The sequence below is a fragment of the Caulobacter sp. RHG1 genome, assembly GCF_013181195.1.
Lineage (GTDB): Bacteria > Pseudomonadota > Alphaproteobacteria > Caulobacterales > Caulobacteraceae > Caulobacter.
Map to the genome: position 1 here is coordinate 485,002 of NZ_SMZP01000002.1, position 16,650 is coordinate 501,651.

General features: G+C 66.8%; 14 protein-coding genes, 1 tRNA gene and 1 pseudogene. 9 read left to right on the plus strand and 7 right to left on the minus strand.

Going from position 1 to position 16,650, the window contains the following annotated elements; all coding sequences use genetic code 11:
- The first annotated feature begins 130 nt into the window (after positions 1-130).
- Positions 131-550, plus strand: coding sequence for a thermonuclease family protein (locus E1H18_RS05995; protein WP_172264694.1), 420 nt, complete (start codon positions 131-133; stop codon positions 548-550).
- Between the two features lie 12 nt (positions 551-562).
- On the opposite strand, the gene E1H18_RS06000 is transcribed toward E1H18_RS05995, so the two are convergent.
- Both E1H18_RS06000 and E1H18_RS06005 read right to left on the minus strand, forming a co-directional pair.
- On the minus strand, positions 563-859 hold the full coding sequence (locus E1H18_RS06000; RefSeq protein ID WP_172264696.1) for a hypothetical protein: 297 nt from the start codon (positions 857-859) through the stop codon (positions 563-565).
- A gap of 174 nt (positions 860-1,033) precedes the next feature.
- Entirely contained in the window at positions 1,034-3,223 is a 2,190-nt protein-coding gene (locus E1H18_RS06005) for a ParB/RepB/Spo0J family partition protein (RefSeq protein WP_172264699.1), read from the minus strand.
- A 682-nt stretch (positions 3,224-3,905) separates the two neighbouring features.
- Here E1H18_RS06005 and E1H18_RS26410 point away from each other — a divergent pair.
- The 5 genes and pseudogenes from E1H18_RS26410 to E1H18_RS06030 all read left to right on the plus strand — a co-directional run bounded on the left by E1H18_RS26410 (position 3,906) and on the right by E1H18_RS06030 (position 8,127).
- The gene (locus E1H18_RS26410) at positions 3,906-4,580 is read left to right on the plus strand and encodes a hypothetical protein (protein ID WP_194247884.1); all 675 of its coding nucleotides are present in this window, start codon (positions 3,906-3,908) and stop codon (positions 4,578-4,580) included.
- A gap of 56 nt (positions 4,581-4,636) precedes the next feature.
- Positions 4,637-4,918, plus strand: a pseudogene (locus E1H18_RS06015) (HU family DNA-binding protein); the annotation flags it as partial.
- 189 nt (positions 4,919-5,107) lie between these two features.
- Complete coding sequence (locus tag E1H18_RS06020) at positions 5,108-5,863, plus strand: TIGR02391 family protein (protein ID WP_172264705.1); 756 nt, start codon at positions 5,108-5,110, stop codon at positions 5,861-5,863.
- Between the two features lie 16 nt (positions 5,864-5,879).
- On the plus strand, positions 5,880-7,448 hold the full coding sequence (locus E1H18_RS06025; RefSeq protein ID WP_172264708.1) for a hypothetical protein: 1,569 nt from the start codon (positions 5,880-5,882) through the stop codon (positions 7,446-7,448).
- Positions 7,435-8,127, plus strand: coding sequence for a hypothetical protein (locus tag E1H18_RS06030; RefSeq protein WP_172264711.1), 693 nt, complete (start codon positions 7,435-7,437; stop codon positions 8,125-8,127). The genes E1H18_RS06025 and E1H18_RS06030 overlap by 14 nt, the downstream gene beginning before the upstream one ends.
- Positions 8,128-8,197: 70 nt before the next feature.
- Here the strand turns inward: E1H18_RS06030 and E1H18_RS06035 are convergent, their stop codons facing one another.
- The 4 genes from E1H18_RS06035 to E1H18_RS27245 all read right to left on the minus strand — a co-directional run bounded on the left by E1H18_RS06035 (position 8,198) and on the right by E1H18_RS27245 (position 13,505).
- Positions 8,198-9,646, minus strand: coding sequence for a Shedu immune nuclease family protein (locus E1H18_RS06035; RefSeq protein ID WP_172264714.1), 1,449 nt, complete (start codon positions 9,644-9,646; stop codon positions 8,198-8,200).
- Positions 9,639-11,486: a hypothetical protein gene (locus tag E1H18_RS06040; protein WP_172264717.1), complete on the minus strand. Its 1,848-nt coding sequence runs from the start codon at positions 11,484-11,486 to the stop codon at positions 9,639-9,641. The genes E1H18_RS06035 and E1H18_RS06040 overlap by 8 nt, the downstream gene beginning before the upstream one ends.
- Before the next feature lie 231 nt (positions 11,487-11,717).
- Entirely contained in the window at positions 11,718-12,050 is a 333-nt protein-coding gene (locus tag E1H18_RS06045) for a DUF3768 domain-containing protein (protein WP_172264720.1), read from the minus strand.
- A 519-nt stretch (positions 12,051-12,569) separates the two neighbouring features.
- Positions 12,570-13,505, minus strand: a complete 936-nt coding sequence (locus E1H18_RS27245) for an AEC family transporter (protein WP_172264723.1) — start codon at positions 13,503-13,505, stop codon at positions 12,570-12,572.
- A gap of 89 nt (positions 13,506-13,594) precedes the next feature.
- Here E1H18_RS27245 and E1H18_RS06055 point away from each other — a divergent pair, with 89 nt between their 5' ends.
- The 3 genes from E1H18_RS06055 (at position 13,595) to E1H18_RS06065 (ending at position 16,608) form a co-directional block, all read left to right on the plus strand.
- Positions 13,595-14,488, plus strand: coding sequence for a LysR family transcriptional regulator (locus tag E1H18_RS06055; protein WP_172264726.1), 894 nt, complete (start codon positions 13,595-13,597; stop codon positions 14,486-14,488).
- A 119-nt stretch (positions 14,489-14,607) separates the two neighbouring features.
- The gene (locus tag E1H18_RS06060) at positions 14,608-14,850 is read left to right on the plus strand and encodes a hypothetical protein (protein ID WP_172264729.1); all 243 of its coding nucleotides are present in this window, start codon (positions 14,608-14,610) and stop codon (positions 14,848-14,850) included.
- Between the two features lie 15 nt (positions 14,851-14,865).
- Complete coding sequence (locus E1H18_RS06065) at positions 14,866-16,608, plus strand: recombinase family protein (RefSeq protein WP_172265710.1); 1,743 nt, start codon at positions 14,866-14,868, stop codon at positions 16,606-16,608.
- Here the strand turns inward: E1H18_RS06065 and E1H18_RS06070 are convergent.
- Positions 16,567-16,643: transfer RNA gene (locus tag E1H18_RS06070), tRNA-Arg, on the minus strand. The two genes, E1H18_RS06065 and E1H18_RS06070, sit on opposite strands and share 42 nt — an antisense overlap.
- Between the last annotated feature and the right edge of the window lie 7 nt (positions 16,644-16,650).

A 16,650-nucleotide genomic window follows, 5' to 3' on the forward strand; every position in this document is an offset into this window, starting at 1 on the left:
CACGCAGCAACGGCCACAAGGCGGACTGACGGCGGCCAGCCCGCCCCGCCGATCCGGCGGGGCGGGCGCGGCGCGCGCGTTTCTCTGGCCTTGGGATGGCGGCCGGACAGAACCGCTCTATAGGATCGCCATGCCCGTCCCCGCCCTCCTCGCCGGCGCCATGATCGCCTGCACCGCGCCGACCGTCCACGACGGCGACACGCTACGCTGTGGCCAGGATCGGATCCGGTTGTTTGGTGTGGACGCCCCCGAGGTCCGGCGCGGCAAGACGCCGGCCGAGCCTTTGGCTTACGAGGCCCGCGACCAGTTGATCGCGTTGACACGCGGCAGGGTCGGCTGCCGGGTGGTGACCCAAGATCGCTATAACCGCAACGTCGCGCGCTGCTGGTCGAGCGCCAGTCCCGACGTCAACGCCGCGATGATCCGGTCGGGCCTGACCACCGAATGGCGCGCCTACAGCAAGGGCGTCTATGCCGCCGCGCAGGACCAGGCCCGCGCGGCCCAGCGCGGGTTCTGGGCGCCGAACGCGCCTGCCCGAACGCTTCGCTAAGTCGTCGCCCCGCTAGATCGCGGCGTCCTGGACGCTCTTGAGGTCTTCCAGGTGCTCGAGGCGCTCGCCCGCCGCCAGCGCCTCGCCGTGGGTCCAGACGCGCGTCTCGCGCTCTCGGCTGATCGTGACGCGGATGCCGCGATAGCGAATGCCGCGCCAGATCGCCGTACAGCAGGTGGGCAGGTCAAAGCCGATCCAGTCGTCGGACTGGAAGGTGATCAGCCCTGGCCGGTCGGCGTCGTCGCCGGTTTTCTCGAACTCGACCTGCATGGCGTCCAGGAGGGCGTCGATTTCGGCTTGGGTGATCATGCCGTCCGGTTAGGTCGATTCCGATCGGGCGGAACGGCGCGGCGCACTTCGCGCGCGCGGCGTCCACAGCTTTGTCGGCGCGATGGCGACACAGGAAAGCGGCCGATCCCAAAGGATCGGCCGCCCCGGTGAAGGTGGCGGGCGGCCCAAAGGCCGCCCGCCTGTCTTCGCCCGCTAGGGCAATAGAGCCTCGATAGCCGCCGCCTCGGCCTCGGACGGCTCGGGCTCGACCTGAACGGCTTCCTCCAGGCTGGCCAAGGGCTCGGCGTCGTCGGTCAGGGGCTCGGCCGGGTCGAGGGGAAACGACACCCCCGCATCCGTCTCGCCCTCGCCCTCGACGCCGTCGGCCTTGTCCGAGGGCGCGGCGTCCACGGGCTGGGCCGTGCGCAGCAGGGTCGGAAGCCATCCCGCCTCGACCAGCAGCGGCTCGGCGGCGGCGACCATGTCGGGCTTCTTGAGACCCGACAGGCGCACCGCGACCTCACCCGAGACGCCATCGGTGACGGCGACGACGATCTGGGCCTTGGTCACGCGATCGAGGTAGCGTACGGCGGTCGGCTTCCAGTAGTCGCGCATGTCGAGGTTCAAGGCCGTGGCCAGGGCCTCGATGTGGGCCAGAACCGGTGTGGGCCTGCGTTCCCAGGCCCGCACCGCATCGAGCGACAGGCTCACGCAGTGCGCCAGCAGGCTGGCGCGGCTGTCGCCGTCCAGGCCGACCACGAAGTCCCACAGGTCTTCGGGCCGCGCGGGCATCTGCCGCGCCCAAAGGCGATGGCGCTCGGCGATGGCCACCCCCGCCGCGCTGTCCTCGATCCCCTCGCCGTACTGGTTGAGATCGCGCGACACCCAGCGGATATCCAGGCAGGTGGTCGGCGCGCCCGCCCTGAACACCCGGTTGACCAGGGCGTGAACCAGGGCGACCTGGGCCAGATCGGGGTCCTGGGCCAGGGCGTCGCGCAAGGCGGCGCTGCGGTGGGCGGTCAGTTCGGAGATGACCCGTTCGGGCAGCGGGGCGTTGGTGTCGCCCAGCGGCTCCTCAACGTCGCCACCCTCGCCGCCGTCGTCGCCCGTCTCTTGACCGGGCGTCGATCCGGCGACGCCCTGGTCGCCGCCGGGTTCTGGCTGGACTTCGGTCTCGGGGTCGGGTTCAGGCGCAGGCTCGTCCTCGGGCCGAACGAATCCGCGATCGAACCGGACCTCGCCCTTGTCGCCGAGGATGACAAGGACCCCGGCGCGGGCCTTCTCCTCGCCGGTGTGGCCGTAGTCCTGGCCCAGCGCCTCCAGTTCGGCCTCCATGGCCTCGAAGCTGTCGGCGATTTCCGGCGGCAGCGGATCGACGTCGGCCCACTGGTCCGTCAGGGCCGAGACAGCGGCCTGCAAGGCGTTGATGGCCTCCACCTCCTCGGGCGTTCGGCTCAGCACGTGTTCCCAGATGCGCCCCCAGCCGTGGCCGTGCGGGAAGTCGAGGTGAGCCGAGGCCCACTTCCAGCCTTCCCGGTCGCGCACCTCTTGGGCGATGGCGACGAGCTTTTCGCCGACGAGACGGTCGAGCAAAACCACGTCCTCGGCCCAGCCGTCGTCGCCCTCGGTAAAGAGGTCGCGCAGCACCGGCCCGCCCGCCGCGACATAGGCGTCCAGGCCGATGAACCGCAGGCGGCGGTCGTCGGCGGCGACCTTGGTCTCGGTCATGGCGCGGCGGATGGCGTAGGGCTGGCGGTTCTGGGCGGGCAGCTGCGCGTAAACCTGCATCTGCCGTTCCTGGTCGGGATTGACCGCGAAGGCCATCAGCTGGTCCAGGGTCAAGACCTCTTCGCGGTAGAGGTCGAGCAGCGCGGGCGCCGCCGCACCCAGACGCAGACGTTTGCGCACGGTGTCGGGGCTGGGGCCAAAGCGGGCGCTGATCTCCTCGGCGCTGTAGCCCTTGCGGTCGGCCAGATCGCGGAAGGCCTCGAACTCATCGGCCGGGTGCATGGGCTCGCGGCTGAGGTTTTCGTCCATCGACACCTCGGCCGGGTCGTTGGTCGTATCGACCACGCAGCGCACCGGCGCGCCCTTGGCCAGCCGCTTGCGCTTGGCCAGCAAGCGCAGGGCTTGGCGGCGACCTTCGCCCGCGCTGACGAGATAGTAGCCGGTTTCGCGGCCGTCCTTGATCTCCGGTTCGACGACGAGCGGCTGAAGGACGCCCTTGTAGGTGATCGAGGCCGCGCGAGCCTCGATTACCTCGGCGCGATGCCCGACCTTGCGGGCATTCTTGGACGAGGCCTTGAGGCGGTTGAGGGGGATGTCCCGAACCTCGCCGTATTGGACGACGATGGTCGCGGGGACAGCAGCCTCGGGGGCGGCTGGGCTGTGAGGGGAAGTCATGATCTGCCTCCTTTGGACAGGGTTGCAGGCGCAAAGCGCGCCTGAAACCCTGCCCACCGGCGAGGTCGGGTGTGCAAACGGAGGGGCGTCTTCGCGGGGACCCGGCTGCAGGGGCCGCCTTTCCATGGGCCCGATGTCGCCGCGTAAGCCCCGAAGCTGGGCGGAAGACGATCCGAAGTGCGCCGAGGGCGGAGCCCTAAGCCCGCGGCCGCGGCAGCGGCCGGAGAAAGCCGCCGAAGGCCCGCCCGCGTGTGGAACCCAGCCCAGGGTCGATGTCCGACCTGGACGGGGCCTTCGCAGAGATGGACCCTCGCCAGCGCCGCCTGGGGGACTTTGACGTCCGCCTAGCCCGCCAGGATCCACAGGCCGGCGAAGATCGCGACCAAGGCCGCCAGACCCCAGCCTTCGGCCACGATCTGGCCGCTCTTGATCTTGAGAAGATGACGATGGTGCATGCAGTGGATCTCCGGTGATGGGCGCCCAGGATCGCGGAGCCAGGCCCCTCGAAACAGGCCGTTTCAATGGCCCCACCCTGAGATCACGACGCGGCCGTGTCGCCATCGCGCTGTTGTGCGCAGCGCGCCTCACAACATGAGCGGCGCGATGGCCATGCCACACACGCCGGACTTGGCCGGCGCGGCTGGCGACGGCATGGTCTCCTGAAACTCGTAGGAACACACCCTTGGCCGCAGACCCCAAAGCACGCGAAGACGCCGACCGCGCGGCCCTGAGCCTGGCGCTGGCCGAGACCGGCGTGCGCAATTCGCGCCTGGAAGAGCTGCACGCCGGCACGTTCCCCCAGAGCGCGGTCGGCGACTACAGCGACGTCAAGGTCGTCACGCCCTACGGCGAGATCCCCTGGGCGCGGGTTTCGCGGCTCTGCGACGAGGAGATGAAGGGGCTGATGATCGAGGTGGTCGATCGCCTCTACACCGTGCTGACCCATCCCGAGCCGTTCTCGCGGCTGATGGGCGCGCGGACCTGGAACGCGCCGGCCCTGGATCCGGCGATGATGGTGGTGGTCGCGCGGCATGAGGCCCGACAAACGGGCATGGCCGAGGCGGACATCTGGACGGCGTGGCCGCTTGATGCGGCGGCGCATCGGCCGCCGCTGCGTCGTGACGCCGAGGCCATCGGCTCGGCTGACGGCGCGGACGAGGCCCAGACGGTCACGCCGGTACGGGCCAAGGTCGAGGCCTCGCCTGAGGGCCTGCGAGCCTTGGCCGACGCTCCGCTCGCCGACCCAGCCTGGATCGCCCAGGCTCGGCAGGCCCTGGCGGCAGCCGCCGATAATCTGGAGCGCGCCCAGTTGGATATCCTCGACGAGATCGAGGCGGCGGCCTATGGCCAAGACTAAGTGACAAGGCGCTCAGCGCGCAGCAGGCTCGGACTTTCGATTCCCAGAAGGATAGTCCCGTGAACGTTTCGGATCTCATCGACGCGGCCGTCGCCGCCGAGCCCAAGCTGACCAAGGCCCAGGCCAAGGCGATCATCGACGGCGTCTTCAAGTCGCTGACCGACGCCGCCACCAAGGGCGAGGAGATCTCCATCCCCGGCTTTGGCAAGTTCAAGGTCCAGGCCAAGCCCGCCCGCACCGGCCGCAATCCCTCGACCGGCGCCGCGATCGAGATCGCCGCCAGCAAGAAGGTCGCCTTCACGCCGGCCAAGCATCTAAAGGACGCCGTCAACGGCTAAGACGACCGCCCGTGACGGAGTCCGCCGTCGCAGAGATGGTCCCTCGAAAGCGTGGCCGGGTCGTAAGACGGGGCCACGCCAGGGCCTGATGGCGATCGCAACGCGACCTTCACAGCCCCGCGCTGGGCGCTCTGACGTCCTGGCGTCCCTTGACGCGACACCGGCCCAGGATCGGCGTTAGCATCGGCCATGGCGACGGTTCCAAAGCTGATTCCCGAAATCGACGCGCTTCTGGGGCTCGCTCCCGAAGAAGTCGCTCAGGCCGTGCTGACCTCGGCCAACGCCCTGACGCAGAACGGCCTGTTCAGCGCCCTCTCTGTGATCGGGGCCGAGACGATCTATGGCCGCGGCTATTCCGGTGAGGTCGGCTATCCGCGCGCCCGCGAAGCGGAGATCAACGAAGCCCTCGGCACCGCCTGGCTCTGGCTCGAGATCAACATGTTGATCATGCCCGCGCCGGGCGCGAATGGTCAGAACGGCCATCGCCAGTTGACGCGGCGCGGTCGTGAATTGCTCGCCGCCCCGGAAGCCTTCCAGAGCTTTCGCCAGGCTGCTGCGTTCCCCAAGGCTCTTCTTCACCCCGCGATCGCCGACGCCGTCTGGCTCGACCTGGCGCGGGGCGACTTCCAGGTCGCGGTCTTCCGGGCGTTCCGCGCCGTCGAGGAGGCGGTGCGCGAGGCCGGGGGCTTTGCGCCACAGGCTGTCGGCGTCGACCTGATGCGCCAGGCCTTCAACGCCAAGAACGGTCCGCTGGCCAAGTCGACCGATCCTGCCGCCGAGCAGGACGCCTTGGCCAACCTGTTCGCCGGGGCCATCGGCTCCTACAAGAATCCGCACTCCCATCGCACCGTCGAGCACCTGGACGCCCGCGACGCCCAGGAGATGGTCTCGCTGGCGTCGCACCTGCTGCGGATTGTCGACTCCCGCCGGCCGGCCAGGGCCTAGGCGCGTCAGGTCCCGCATGTCGCGACTGAAACGCACCGTCGCCGCCAACAAGGTCCCCAAGCTTCGCCGACGACTGGAACGGGGTCTCTCGCGGGTCGATCGCGAGGCGTTCCTGCAGCTGATGTGGTCGGTCTGGGGCCTTCAGCAATCCGAGCCCGTCGCCCAAGCGCGCCGCCTGATCCGCTATCCGCAGGAGGCCTTGGGCGCGGGGCTAGGCTCGAAGTGGGCGATCCATCCCTGGGAACTGGAGACCTTGTTCAATCTGCTGATCCGCGTCGCCCCGGATCGCAGCCGGCCCGCCCTCGCCGTCCAGGACTTCAGTGTGGCGTCCGACCTCGTCAATGCCCTCCGCAATCTGGAGAACGTCGAGTCTGGCGCCTACCTCGATCGCGACCTGATCTTCAGCGAGATGCACCGCGTCGGCCAAAGGCAATTTCCCTGGCAGCGTGACGGGGTCAATCGCGCCGAGCTGTACCGAAACCTGTTCCTCTACGGGCAAGGGACCTGCGGCGCGTTCTTCGAGACCCACCACGGCGTCTCGGTCGAGGACTTCACCAAGACCGGCCTGGTGCTCTACGTGTCGTGCAGTCAAAACCCCCTCGCTGGGGACGCCCTGAGCACGGGGGTTCTGGGCCTTGAGCGCGCGGCCGCCGAGCGGGCCGCCGCGATGATGACCGTGTCCCTGGCGGACGCCGGCTCGGCCCTGACAGGGATCGACCAAAGCCTCGGGGCGGCGGGCCTGCCCACGGCGTTCCAGCCAAGCCTGCTTCGCCGCGCGCCGATCCTCGACCTGGGCGGCGGTCGGCTTCACGCCCCTCTCCCGCCGCTGATCCTGCAACGGATGACGGCGGGGCTCTATTACGACCTCTTGCCGGGCGGTGGCCGGATCCGCGCCGAGATCGGACGCAATTTCGAGATCTATTGCCAGCGCCTGCTGACGGCGGCGTGGCCTCAGTTGACCGTCGGACCTGAGCACCGCTATGCGCGGCGCGGGCCTGGAGACCAGGTCGACTCTCCGGATCTGCTGATCGCGGACTCGCAGGGTCTTGTTCTGGTGATCGAGTGTAAATCCACCAAGCTGACGTTCTCGGCCCAGTTCGCCGAGGATCCGGTGTCGGCCGCCGCCCAAAAGTATGACGAGCTGGCCAAGGGCGTCTTCCAGCTCTGGCGCTTCTTCGCCCATTGCCGGCTGGGCCTGTCCGGCGACACCCTCACCCCCGACACTCAGGGCCTCGTCGTCACGGTCGATGTCTGGTTGATGCTCTCTCGCAGCATGCAAGATCGGGTGATGAGCCTGGCGCGCGCCAAGGCGGCCGCGGATCCGGACATCACGCCGGTCGATCAGCGCACAATCGCCTTCGTCTCCGTGCAAGACCTGGAACGGGTGCTGTTGCGGGCAGACGCGGCCGGCTTTCTCCGCACCGTCAGGACGGCCGCCACCGATGAGCAGTTTTCCGGCTGGATGCTGCCGGACGTGCGTCGAGAACTCGGGGAGACTGCTGAGGACCGGGTGGCTTATCCGTTCGAGATCGGCGAAATCCTGCCGTGGTGGAACCAGTTTGAGGGACCGCATGACGCTGGATAGTGAGCCTGACGAGGCTGAACCGGCGGCGTCCTTCGACCTGACGCAACTGGCCGGCCGGCTTGCGCAGGATCGTTACCGCCCGGTGGTCAAGCTCATCGAACTGGTCGCCGCCCACGCGGCGGTCCAGATGGATCTCCAGCGCGCCGGGCTCTGCCTCTCGCAGATCCGTCAGGTGGAAATGGCCGGACATCTCCACCGCTTCAGCGAGGAAATGGGTCTCCTGACCGAGAGCCTCTTCATGAACGCCATTTTCCACTACACGCGCGCGGTCCACAGCACCCCGACCAGCCGGCGCCGGGTCAATGTCGAGAACCGGTTCACCACCGAGCAGAAGGCCCTCCATCGCAGCATCACCAAGCTGCGCGACCAGTGCCTGGCGCACTACGGACGCGGCGCGGTGTCGGCGGACGACTTCTGGGTCGATGACCGGGTCATCTATGTGCCAGGCGATCCCGAGCCGGTGCAGTATCCGTTCCTGCGCATCCACCACAACAGCCTGATCGACGCTGGCCTGATGGACCTGATCGAGACGGCCGGCCCCGTCGTGGTCGAGGCTCGCGCCAAGTTGGCCGAGCAGCTGACCGAGGCGTTGGAGCGTCTGGCCGCTGAAGATCTTTACTTCGCGGGCGTGCTCGCCGAGTGCAGCTTCGACACCCAGGCGTTTCACGGCCGGGCCTAGCGTCTGCGGACTTTACCTTCTAACCGGCGACGCCGGCGAGGGCTGGCGGCGCCGGCGAGGGCTGCCGGCGTCATTCGGCGATGGGCTCTGACGCTCCGGCTGGGGACGCCAGAAAGTCTCGCAGTCCCACCAGCCGGGCCAGCAGTTCGCCATAGGTCAAGACCACCACGTCCTTGAGGCTCTGCCGATAAAGCTCGAGCGCCTTTCGCTCATCCTTGTCCTGCGGGTCCCGCCCAGCGATGACCACACAGCTGACATGCCAGCCTTCAATCTCATGGCCGTCAGCCTGATGGAACTTCAGATGGGTCAGGAGACGATGTCTTTGGTCCAGCACCTGCATCACCGCCTGGATCAAATCCGCGCCAACCTGGCGAACCCCCGCATAGCTCCCCATGCCGATCAGCACGGTCTCGGGCCGCTTGAGTTCGACCAGGGCGGCGCTGTTGGTCACGGGGTTCTTCAGCAGGAAATCGGCGAACCGTGCGTCACGCCCCTCGAGATCGGAGCCTCCGACGCCGGCCTGTTCCTGGACCAGCACCACCGGATAGCCGAAGACCAGGGACAGCAGGAAAGGATTCTGGCTGAGCAGGGCCTGCCAGTCGGCTTCCGTGCTGCGCGGCTGAGTGAAAAGGACTTGGAAGCGCTCCACAAGATGATCGAGGTTGGCGACCTGGACAGCGGCGACCATTGCCGACAAGGCCTCGGGCGCCTCGCGCGCCAGGGTCTTGGCCCGCTCGCCCACCGCCTCAGCCAGCGCGCGTCCATCTTGTCGTGACAGCCTGGGCGGCTGGCCATCGGCGCGGAGCATCTTGTAGATCGTGTCGGGCTTGTAGACCGCCGCCTGACGCGGATAGGCCAGCGGATCGAGATCAGCCAACAAGGTGTTGTGGGTCAGCGCCAAGCGCTCGGCCAGGCCCCGCTCGCGATGATCCTTCTGGATGCGCAGAAGGCTCCGCCTCAAGCGATGGAAGTCCGAAAGGGCCAGGACGTACTGGCTTGTCGCGATATGGGTGCGGGTCTGACGGGTCAGTCGCAGCGACCGGCCCAATCGTGGCCTCCCGAAAGCAGCCTCAAGGGGGTCTTGGTCGCCCCGGATCTCGCTCTGGCGGACAACATGCACGATGGGTTCGACGGGCTTGTGCAGGCCAAGACCCCAACGCCAATCCTTGATGAAGCCGTCGGGCAGATCCTCGAACACGGCTTCGGCCTGCTCGGGGGTATCGACAGCGATCGGGCCTTCCATCTCGACGACGATCTGCTCCAGCAGCGGATACTTCTCGCGCAGAAACTTGGTTCCGGGCCGGGTGTTCAGCGGATAGAGGGTGACGTGGTTGTTCCGTTCATCGAATTCCGCGAGCGGCCGCGCGTAGAGCCGCAAGGGGCTTCGATCGGCGCCGGTCACCGCCTCGACCGTCCGGGCGCAAGGCTGGAACAGGGCGCGCGTGACATCATCATGCACCCGCTCGATCTGCAGGGTGTCCTCGGTCAAGGCTTCGAGCCAGGCGTCAACCTCACGCATCGCCGGCGGCGCCTCGGTCTTTCTTGAGCTTGCCGCCCTTCGCCGCCACACCGACGAATTCGGCGCCGACGGCCATGCAGGAGAGCCGGGCCGACAGCATCAGGGTGTCGAGCTGCTTGACGCGCACTGAGCGCGCCCTGGTCGCGTTCGGCTTCCAGCAATCGTCGTGCTCGCATTCCGTCAGCTGCGGCTGAAGAACGATGACGGCGCGGCGATAGCTGGCCGGGAGGAAACGGGCGCGGGCGATCATGCCGCCTCGGGCGCCAACGCGCTTGCCGTCATACCAGACCGCGGTCGCGATCTGCTTATGTCGCCCGCGTTTAAGCTCATCGTGGAGGGTCTTGCTTTGAAGGTGGCGAAGGTTTTTGACGGCCTGGCCGACCACGACTTCGTAGTTTGAGACCGAAACGGCCCGGGTCAGGTCATTCGAGTTGGGCGCCTTGACGTGGATCAGCGTGACAGTGTTGTCGTCGGCGATATGGATGAAGTCGGCCATCTCCATGGAGCCGTCGTCGCAGGCCAGCCAGCCCTTCTGGCCGGTCGTGGCCAAGACGTAGGCGAACAGGGAGTCGTCCATCTTCCCGTCTTCCTTGGGCGCGCCAATGACGTCGGGGAGCTTGAGCGTTCCATAGGGCTTGGGTTTCTCGTCCTCGACCTCGTAGCCCGACAGATCCTCGAACTTCCATGGGAAGACCTGGTCGCGATAGGCGGACTGGTAACAACGACCCAGGCTGATCGCATGGCCGCTCTCATAGTAGACCTTCAGCCACCTGGGGTCGGCGAGAAGGCTCGCGCAGTCCGCTCGCAGCGCCTCATCGCCCACCGTGGCGGGGTCCCAAACCGGCGTCGCGACGATCGTCTCGCCGTCCAGCCGCACCGTGACATCGACCCGGCCGAGGCTTGTGTCCTTGAGCTTTACCATCGCGCCGAAACTGGGACCCGCGTTCGGCACGACGCCGAACTCAGCCTCGTTGGCCCATAGCTGGGCTGCCTCGCGTTCGGCTTTCGACAGCTCCTCATCGGCGACCATTTCGGGCGGGGCCAGGGTGACCGCATAGGCCCGATCGACGTCGGCGAGATCGGAGACGGCTTGAGCCAAGGCCGCGAACTTGACCTTAGAGAGCGGCGGCGTGGCGACCGCATCGAAGATGACGGTCAGCGCGTGCTTGAAGTCGTCCCAGGTCTTTGGCCGGTTCAGCCAGATCCTGCCCGAACCGGGTGCGGCCCCGATCAAGGCGTCAGCGCCACCTGGCCAGGCCACACGGGTCCGGACCGCTGAGTAATAGAAGCTCTGATCGCCGAGCGGGTCGAGCGCATACTCCAGCGCCGAGCCTGAAAGGGTCTTGGCGTTGGGCCGCGCATCGATGGGCGTATGAATGCCATTGAGCCACATCACGCTGGCCCGATCGCCGACGAAGGCTTGCTCGATCAGCGCGCGCGGCAAAGGACGAGCGATGGTCAGCAACCGGCTGAGCTTGTTCCGCAGCGCCGGATCCGATGTGGCCACGGCGGCGTGGTCGCCTCTGCACGCGACCACGATCAGATGATGATTGAGGTCCTGCAAGGGGCCCGTCGGGGCCCAGGGCGGCCGGCTGGCTTCCACGTACTGCAGCGTGGAGACGGACATGGCGCCAATCTCTTCCACGGCCGTCGTCTCCGGGATCGAGCGATCAACGCCGCCGCCCGATGCTACAGCCCCGCTCACCCGGGTGATGAGGTCGGCCATGAAGCCGGCTTCTGAAGGCGCTTCGGCTCGGGCGAGAAGCAAGGGGGCCAGGAACGGCCGAAGGTCGATGGCGGCGAGCGGTAGGTCGTCGCCAGCATTGTCAGGAAGCGCCATGGCTCAGCTTAACGCTACCTCGGCGCGCACGGCTAGCCACCACACGCGTATTGAGCGCGACAAGGTCAGATTGGGCCGTCATAGCCCCGGCCCCTACGATGAGCCGTATTGAACGCGGCCGATCCCAAAGGATCGGCCGCCCGGCGGCCCCTCGCCCCCCGCCTGCTTCGCCCCCGCCCTGCCAAGCCATCGTGACGCCGCCGCGCCGTCCAGCGGCGCGGCGGCGGATGGTCAGTATTCCTCCACCAACATCAGGGTCAGCACTCGCTTGGTCACGGCCGAGTCCGCCGGATTCGGCGAGCCCTTGCTGAGGTCGAGGTCGTAATAGTCGATCTTCCAGTACAGACGCACGCCACCGACCTCGAAGGCGCCGAAATCGCGTTCGCCGTGTGGGTCGTTGCCCTCGCTGAAGTCGGAAAAGCCGCGCACGGCGGCCACCGCCTGGACGAGAGCCATCGCCCCAAGGGCCTGGACGCCGGCCGTCAGCACCCAGCCTGCTCCGGGTTCGGCCCGACAGGCGTCGTTCAGGGCCGCGATTGCGGCGGTATGGTCTTGCTCGGTCATAGGAATATTCTCCTCGGAGTTCGGGGTCAGGGCGCAAAGCGCGCCTGACCCCGGCGCCCGTCGGCGAGACCGGGTGTGCAAACGGAGGGGCGGCTTCGCGGGGACCCGGCTGCAGGACCCGAAGGGTCCGAAGCTGGGCGGAAGCCGATCCGAAGTGCGCCGAGGGCGGAGCCCTAAGCCCCGCGCCCGCCAAGGCGGGCGCTTAGAAACAATGAAGCCTGCACAGGAGCCCGCGCGCAGCGCGTGGCGGGAGGCGGCGTCGAGCGGCCGGCGGCAGGCTCCAAAGCAGAGCTTTGGGGACTGCCCGTAGGGTCGCGCCCGAGGGAGCGGCGAAAGCCGCGGGACCGAGCGTGACCGCCGGTGGCTCTCCGGATCGGGCGAAGCCGGGCGCGAAAGCGCCCGGCGAAAGCCCCAGGGTCCACGACGGCGCGAGCCAGCCGATGGATCCGAGACGCGGAGACGAACTGCCCATTCGATGGAGGATGCGGAACCCGAGCCGCCGCCAGGTCACCGCGTCGATCACCCGATGTGGAGAAAGCAGATCAGGATCGTCACCGTGACGGCGGACAAGGCGGTCGTCATCAGGATGGTCTTGGAGGTCACGACTGCTTCGCGCCCATAATACTCAGCCACCATGAACGGCCCCGTGCCCGTCGGCAGAGCCGCGATCACAACCGCGATCGCCATGAGCGCATGAGGCAAGCCCAGGGCGATCGCGGCAAGGCCGGTTAGAGCCGGCTGCCCGACAAGCTTCAACGCGGTAAACGCGATGGGCGGCGCTTTCGCACCAGGAACGTCACGCCGGATCGCCAAGAAGAGACCCAACGCGACCAGGGCGCAGGGCGTTGTGCTGCCGGCCAGCAGCCGCACGAACGTCTCCAGCGGTCCGCCCAGTGTCAGTCCGGCGGCTGACCACGCCAAGCCAAAGACCGGCGCGATCAGGAGCGGGTTCCTGGCCAGATTGCCGATGACCTTGAACGCGACTTGGTGGGGCCTGGCTTCCGACTGCAGGCCGCTCTCGACGATGATGAGCGCGACGCCGAACAGGACACAGACAGTCAGCACCGTCGCGATGGTCGCAAACGGCAGGCTGGCGCGGCCGAAAATGGCTTCGCACAGCGGCAGCCCCACAAAGCCAGCGTTGGCGTAGCCTGCGTTCAACCCATCGATGGCCGCATCGGCGACGGGCCGTCCTGACCATACCCGCCCGGCCAGGGTGGCGGCGAAAACACCAAAGGCGCCGATCCCGAACGCAGCAATGAAACCTGGCTGCCAAAGCGCGACCAACTTGGTCTTGGCCATGACCTCGAACAGCAGGGCGGGCAAGGCGAGATAGACGACGTAGCGGTTGAGCGTGCTGCTGGCCCCTGCGCCCAGGAGATCGAACCGACCGACCCCATAGCCCGCGCCAATGACGCAGAAGATCGGAATGACAGTGAAGATGGTGGTGAGCACGTTGGCCCCCTGGTCGCGGGACCTGATCGATAACGTTGCCGATCATTCCAATCCAATATGATCAAAGGCATTCGTGATACCCTACAGGTATGGCGCTAACCCTGACCCAGCTTCGCTACTTCTGCGTCGTGGCCGAGACGGGCCACTTCGGTCGCGCGGCCCGACGGCTGCATATGTCTCAGCCGCCCCTATCGCGGCAGATCGCTCTCATGGAAGCCGACCTGGGCGTGGCGCTCTTCGACCGAGGATCCAAGGGGGTGACCCTGACGGTGGCCGGCCGCCAACTCAAGATCGACGCCGAGGAGATTCTGCGTCTGGCCGGGCTTGCGCCTAAGAATGCGCGTGCAGTCGGCGCCGGGGGAGCCGGCAGGCTCGAGATCGGGTTTACGATGTGCGCCGCCTACAACGTCGTGCCCGGACTGGCGCGTCACTATCGCGCCGCGTTTCCTCAGGTCGCGCTGCGTTTGCGCGAACTGATGCCCAGCGCCCTGGACGAAGCCTTGCATCAGGGCGAGATCGATATCGCGATCAGCTTTCCGGCCGAAGCGATGGTCGATGTCTCCTCCAAGCTCCTGCTGCGCGAGCCGATGGTGCTGGCGGTTCCGCTCGATCACCGCCTTGCCGGCGCCAGGAGCGTGCGTTTGGAAAATCTCGCGGACGAAACCTTCATCATAGCGCCGCGAGATACCGCCCGAACACTGCATGACGCGGTGCTGGAGCGCTGCCGAGAGGCTGGGTTCACCCCGAAGCTGGGCTTCGAGGTCTACCTCCAACAGACCATCGTCGCCTTCGTGGCCGAAGGCCTCGGCATCGCGCTAGTTCCACAATCGATGCGCAAGGCTCAGGTTCAAGGGGCGGCGTTCGTCACCTTGGCGACGCCGCCGATGATCGATCTCGTCGCGACATGGCGCTCGAGCAATCCCAACCCGTGCGTGCCACCCTTCTTATCCGTGTGCGACACATCCGGCGGCGGTGAGGGCTGAAGGTCCGATCAAGAGCGGCTAGACGTTGATCGCCTTCGCCAACGCCGCCGATCGCCTGTCTTTCTACGACGAGGACGGGTCTCGACTTGCTCGTTGGGGCGCACGGGCGAACCTAGGACATGACCCGAAAACGCCCGCGTCTCCCAACCACCCCGCTCGATCTCTACGACTACGAAGACTATTCCGCGAAGCGCCCGCAAAATAATTCTCCGAAGCCACTACCAAGACCCCGCGCCTCACGCGTCTCCATCAGGGTCGCCGATAACTGGCCGGACGCAGTGCCCATCAGCCTGCGCGAAATCCAGCTCACCGAGGCCTATCTGGAGAAGGTGCTGGCCGAATTGCTCGGCCCCCTGCCCTGATCCTCAGGAGCAAAGATGGCTAAGCGTAAGACACCCCCGCCGCCCAGCCTGCCAAGCGCGGCGCTGTATCTTCGGGTCTCGACGGGCCGTCAGGCCGAGAGCGACCTGTCCATTCCCGACCAGCGCCGGCAGTTGCAGGACTACTGCAAGGGCAAGGCCTGGCCGATGGCCGAGGAGTTCGTCGAGCCTGGCAATACCGCCACCGATGACCGCCGCCCGGCCTTCCAGAGGATGATCGACACGGCGATGGCCAAGCCTCCGCCGTTCCACGTCATCCTGGTGCACTCGTTCTCGCGCTTCTTCCGCGACCAGTTCCTGTTCGAGTTCTACGCCCGGAAGCTGGCCAAGAACGGAGTGCGGATCGTCTCGATCACCCAGGAAGTCGGCGATGATCCCATGGGCGTGATGGTTCGTCAGATGATGAACCTTTTCGACGAGTACCAGTCGCGGGAGAACGCCAAGCATACGTTGCGGGCCATGAAGGAGAACGCCCGGCAAGGCTTCTGGAACGGCTCCCATCCGCCGATGGGGTACAGGGTCGTCGCCGCCGAGCAGCGCGGCGAGAAGATAAAGAAGAAGCTCGAAATTGACCCGATTGGTGCCGAGACAGTGCGCAAGATCTACCGCTTGGCGCTCTTTGGCGTCGGCGGCAGCGGGCCGATGGGCATCAAGTCGATCGCCACCTATCTCAACGACCACAACATCACCACGCGCGCCGGTGGCCGCTGGGGCGTCGGCACGGTGCATCACACGCTGACCAGGACGACCTATATCGGCGAGCACGTGTTCAACAGCCGCAACTGGGCCAGCCAGGAACTCAAGGATGAGACCGAGCGCGTTGTCATGCAGGTTCCGCCTCTGGTCGATCGCGACACTTTTGAAGCGGTTCAGAACGCCATGGCGCTGCGCAACCCCCGCACCATGGCGCCACGGTTCGTCACCAGCCCGATCCTGCTGGGCGGGATCTGCTTTTGCAGCCTATGCGGAAACGCCATGACCCTTCGCACCGGCAAGGGCGGCGCTTACCGGTACTACACGTGCTGCACCAAGGCGCGCCAAGGGGCGAGTGGCTGCGAGGGCATGTCGGTGCGGATGGATCTGCTCGACGCTTCGGTCATCGACCACCTGGAGAACCGGCTTCTCAACCCGGAACGCTTGGCCACGATGATGGACAATATCCTCGATCGCCGCTCCGAGTGGATCGACCGCCGACGCCGCCACGTCGCCGACCTTCGCAAGATGTCGACGGAAGCCGACCAGCGACTTGGGCGACTTTACCTCTCCATTGAGCAAGGCATCATCGATCCGACAGACCCATCGCTCAAGCAGCGCATCGCCGAACTTAAATCCCAGCGGGATGCAGCGGAAGGCGACGCCAAGCGCGCCGCCGCTGCGGTCGAGAAGATCACGCCCACGCTCACCCCCGACCTGTTGAGGCGCTTCTCGGAGGCGACCCGAGAGATGTTCCGAGACGACAATGGGGCCTACAGGCGGGATCTCATCCGAGCCGTCGCGCAAAAAGTGGAAATGCTCTCGCCCTTCGAGGCGAAGATCTGCGGATCAAAGGTCGAACTGCTCAGGACTTTAGCGTCCAACAACGGCGTAGAATCGACGGCTCTCGCAGTGCCGCCTTTAGTACGGCGGTGGCACCCCATGTCCGACAAAACCAAGAACTCGGCAGACGCCGGCGCGCAAGTGCATGGTTCTGAACCGGGGTGGCGCGCCCTGCTGGATTCGAACCAGCGACCGCTCGCTTAGAAGGCGAGTGCTCTATCCAGCTGAGCTAAGGGCGCGCATTGG

Excerpts from the sequence above, each read along its gene's own strand:
- E1H18_RS06045 (WP_172264720.1), bottom strand. The coding sequence starts at position 12,050 with ATGACCGAGCAAGACCATACCGCCGCAATCGCGGCCCTGAACGACGCC.
- E1H18_RS06055 (WP_172264726.1), top strand. The coding sequence starts at position 13,595 with ATGGCGCTAACCCTGACCCAGCTTCGCTACTTCTGCGTCGTGGCCGAG.
- E1H18_RS06060 (WP_172264729.1), top strand. The coding sequence starts at position 14,608 with ATGACCCGAAAACGCCCGCGTCTCCCAACCACCCCGCTCGATCTCTAC.
- E1H18_RS06030 (WP_172264711.1), top strand. The coding sequence starts at position 7,435 with ATGACGCTGGATAGTGAGCCTGACGAGGCTGAACCGGCGGCGTCCTTC.
- E1H18_RS06020 (WP_172264705.1), top strand. The coding sequence starts at position 5,108 with ATGGCGACGGTTCCAAAGCTGATTCCCGAAATCGACGCGCTTCTGGGG.
- E1H18_RS06025 (WP_172264708.1), top strand. The coding sequence starts at position 5,880 with ATGTCGCGACTGAAACGCACCGTCGCCGCCAACAAGGTCCCCAAGCTT.
- E1H18_RS06040 (WP_172264717.1), bottom strand. The coding sequence starts at position 11,486 with ATGGCGCTTCCTGACAATGCTGGCGACGACCTACCGCTCGCCGCCATC.
- E1H18_RS06000 (WP_172264696.1), bottom strand. The coding sequence starts at position 859 with ATGATCACCCAAGCCGAAATCGACGCCCTCCTGGACGCCATGCAGGTC.
- E1H18_RS06035 (WP_172264714.1), bottom strand. The coding sequence starts at position 9,646 with ATGCGTGAGGTTGACGCCTGGCTCGAAGCCTTGACCGAGGACACCCTG.
- E1H18_RS06065 (WP_172265710.1), top strand. The coding sequence starts at position 14,866 with ATGGCTAAGCGTAAGACACCCCCGCCGCCCAGCCTGCCAAGCGCGGCG.
- E1H18_RS06005 (WP_172264699.1), bottom strand. The coding sequence starts at position 3,223 with ATGACTTCCCCTCACAGCCCAGCCGCCCCCGAGGCTGCTGTCCCCGCG.
- E1H18_RS05995 (WP_172264694.1), top strand. The coding sequence starts at position 131 with ATGCCCGTCCCCGCCCTCCTCGCCGGCGCCATGATCGCCTGCACCGCG.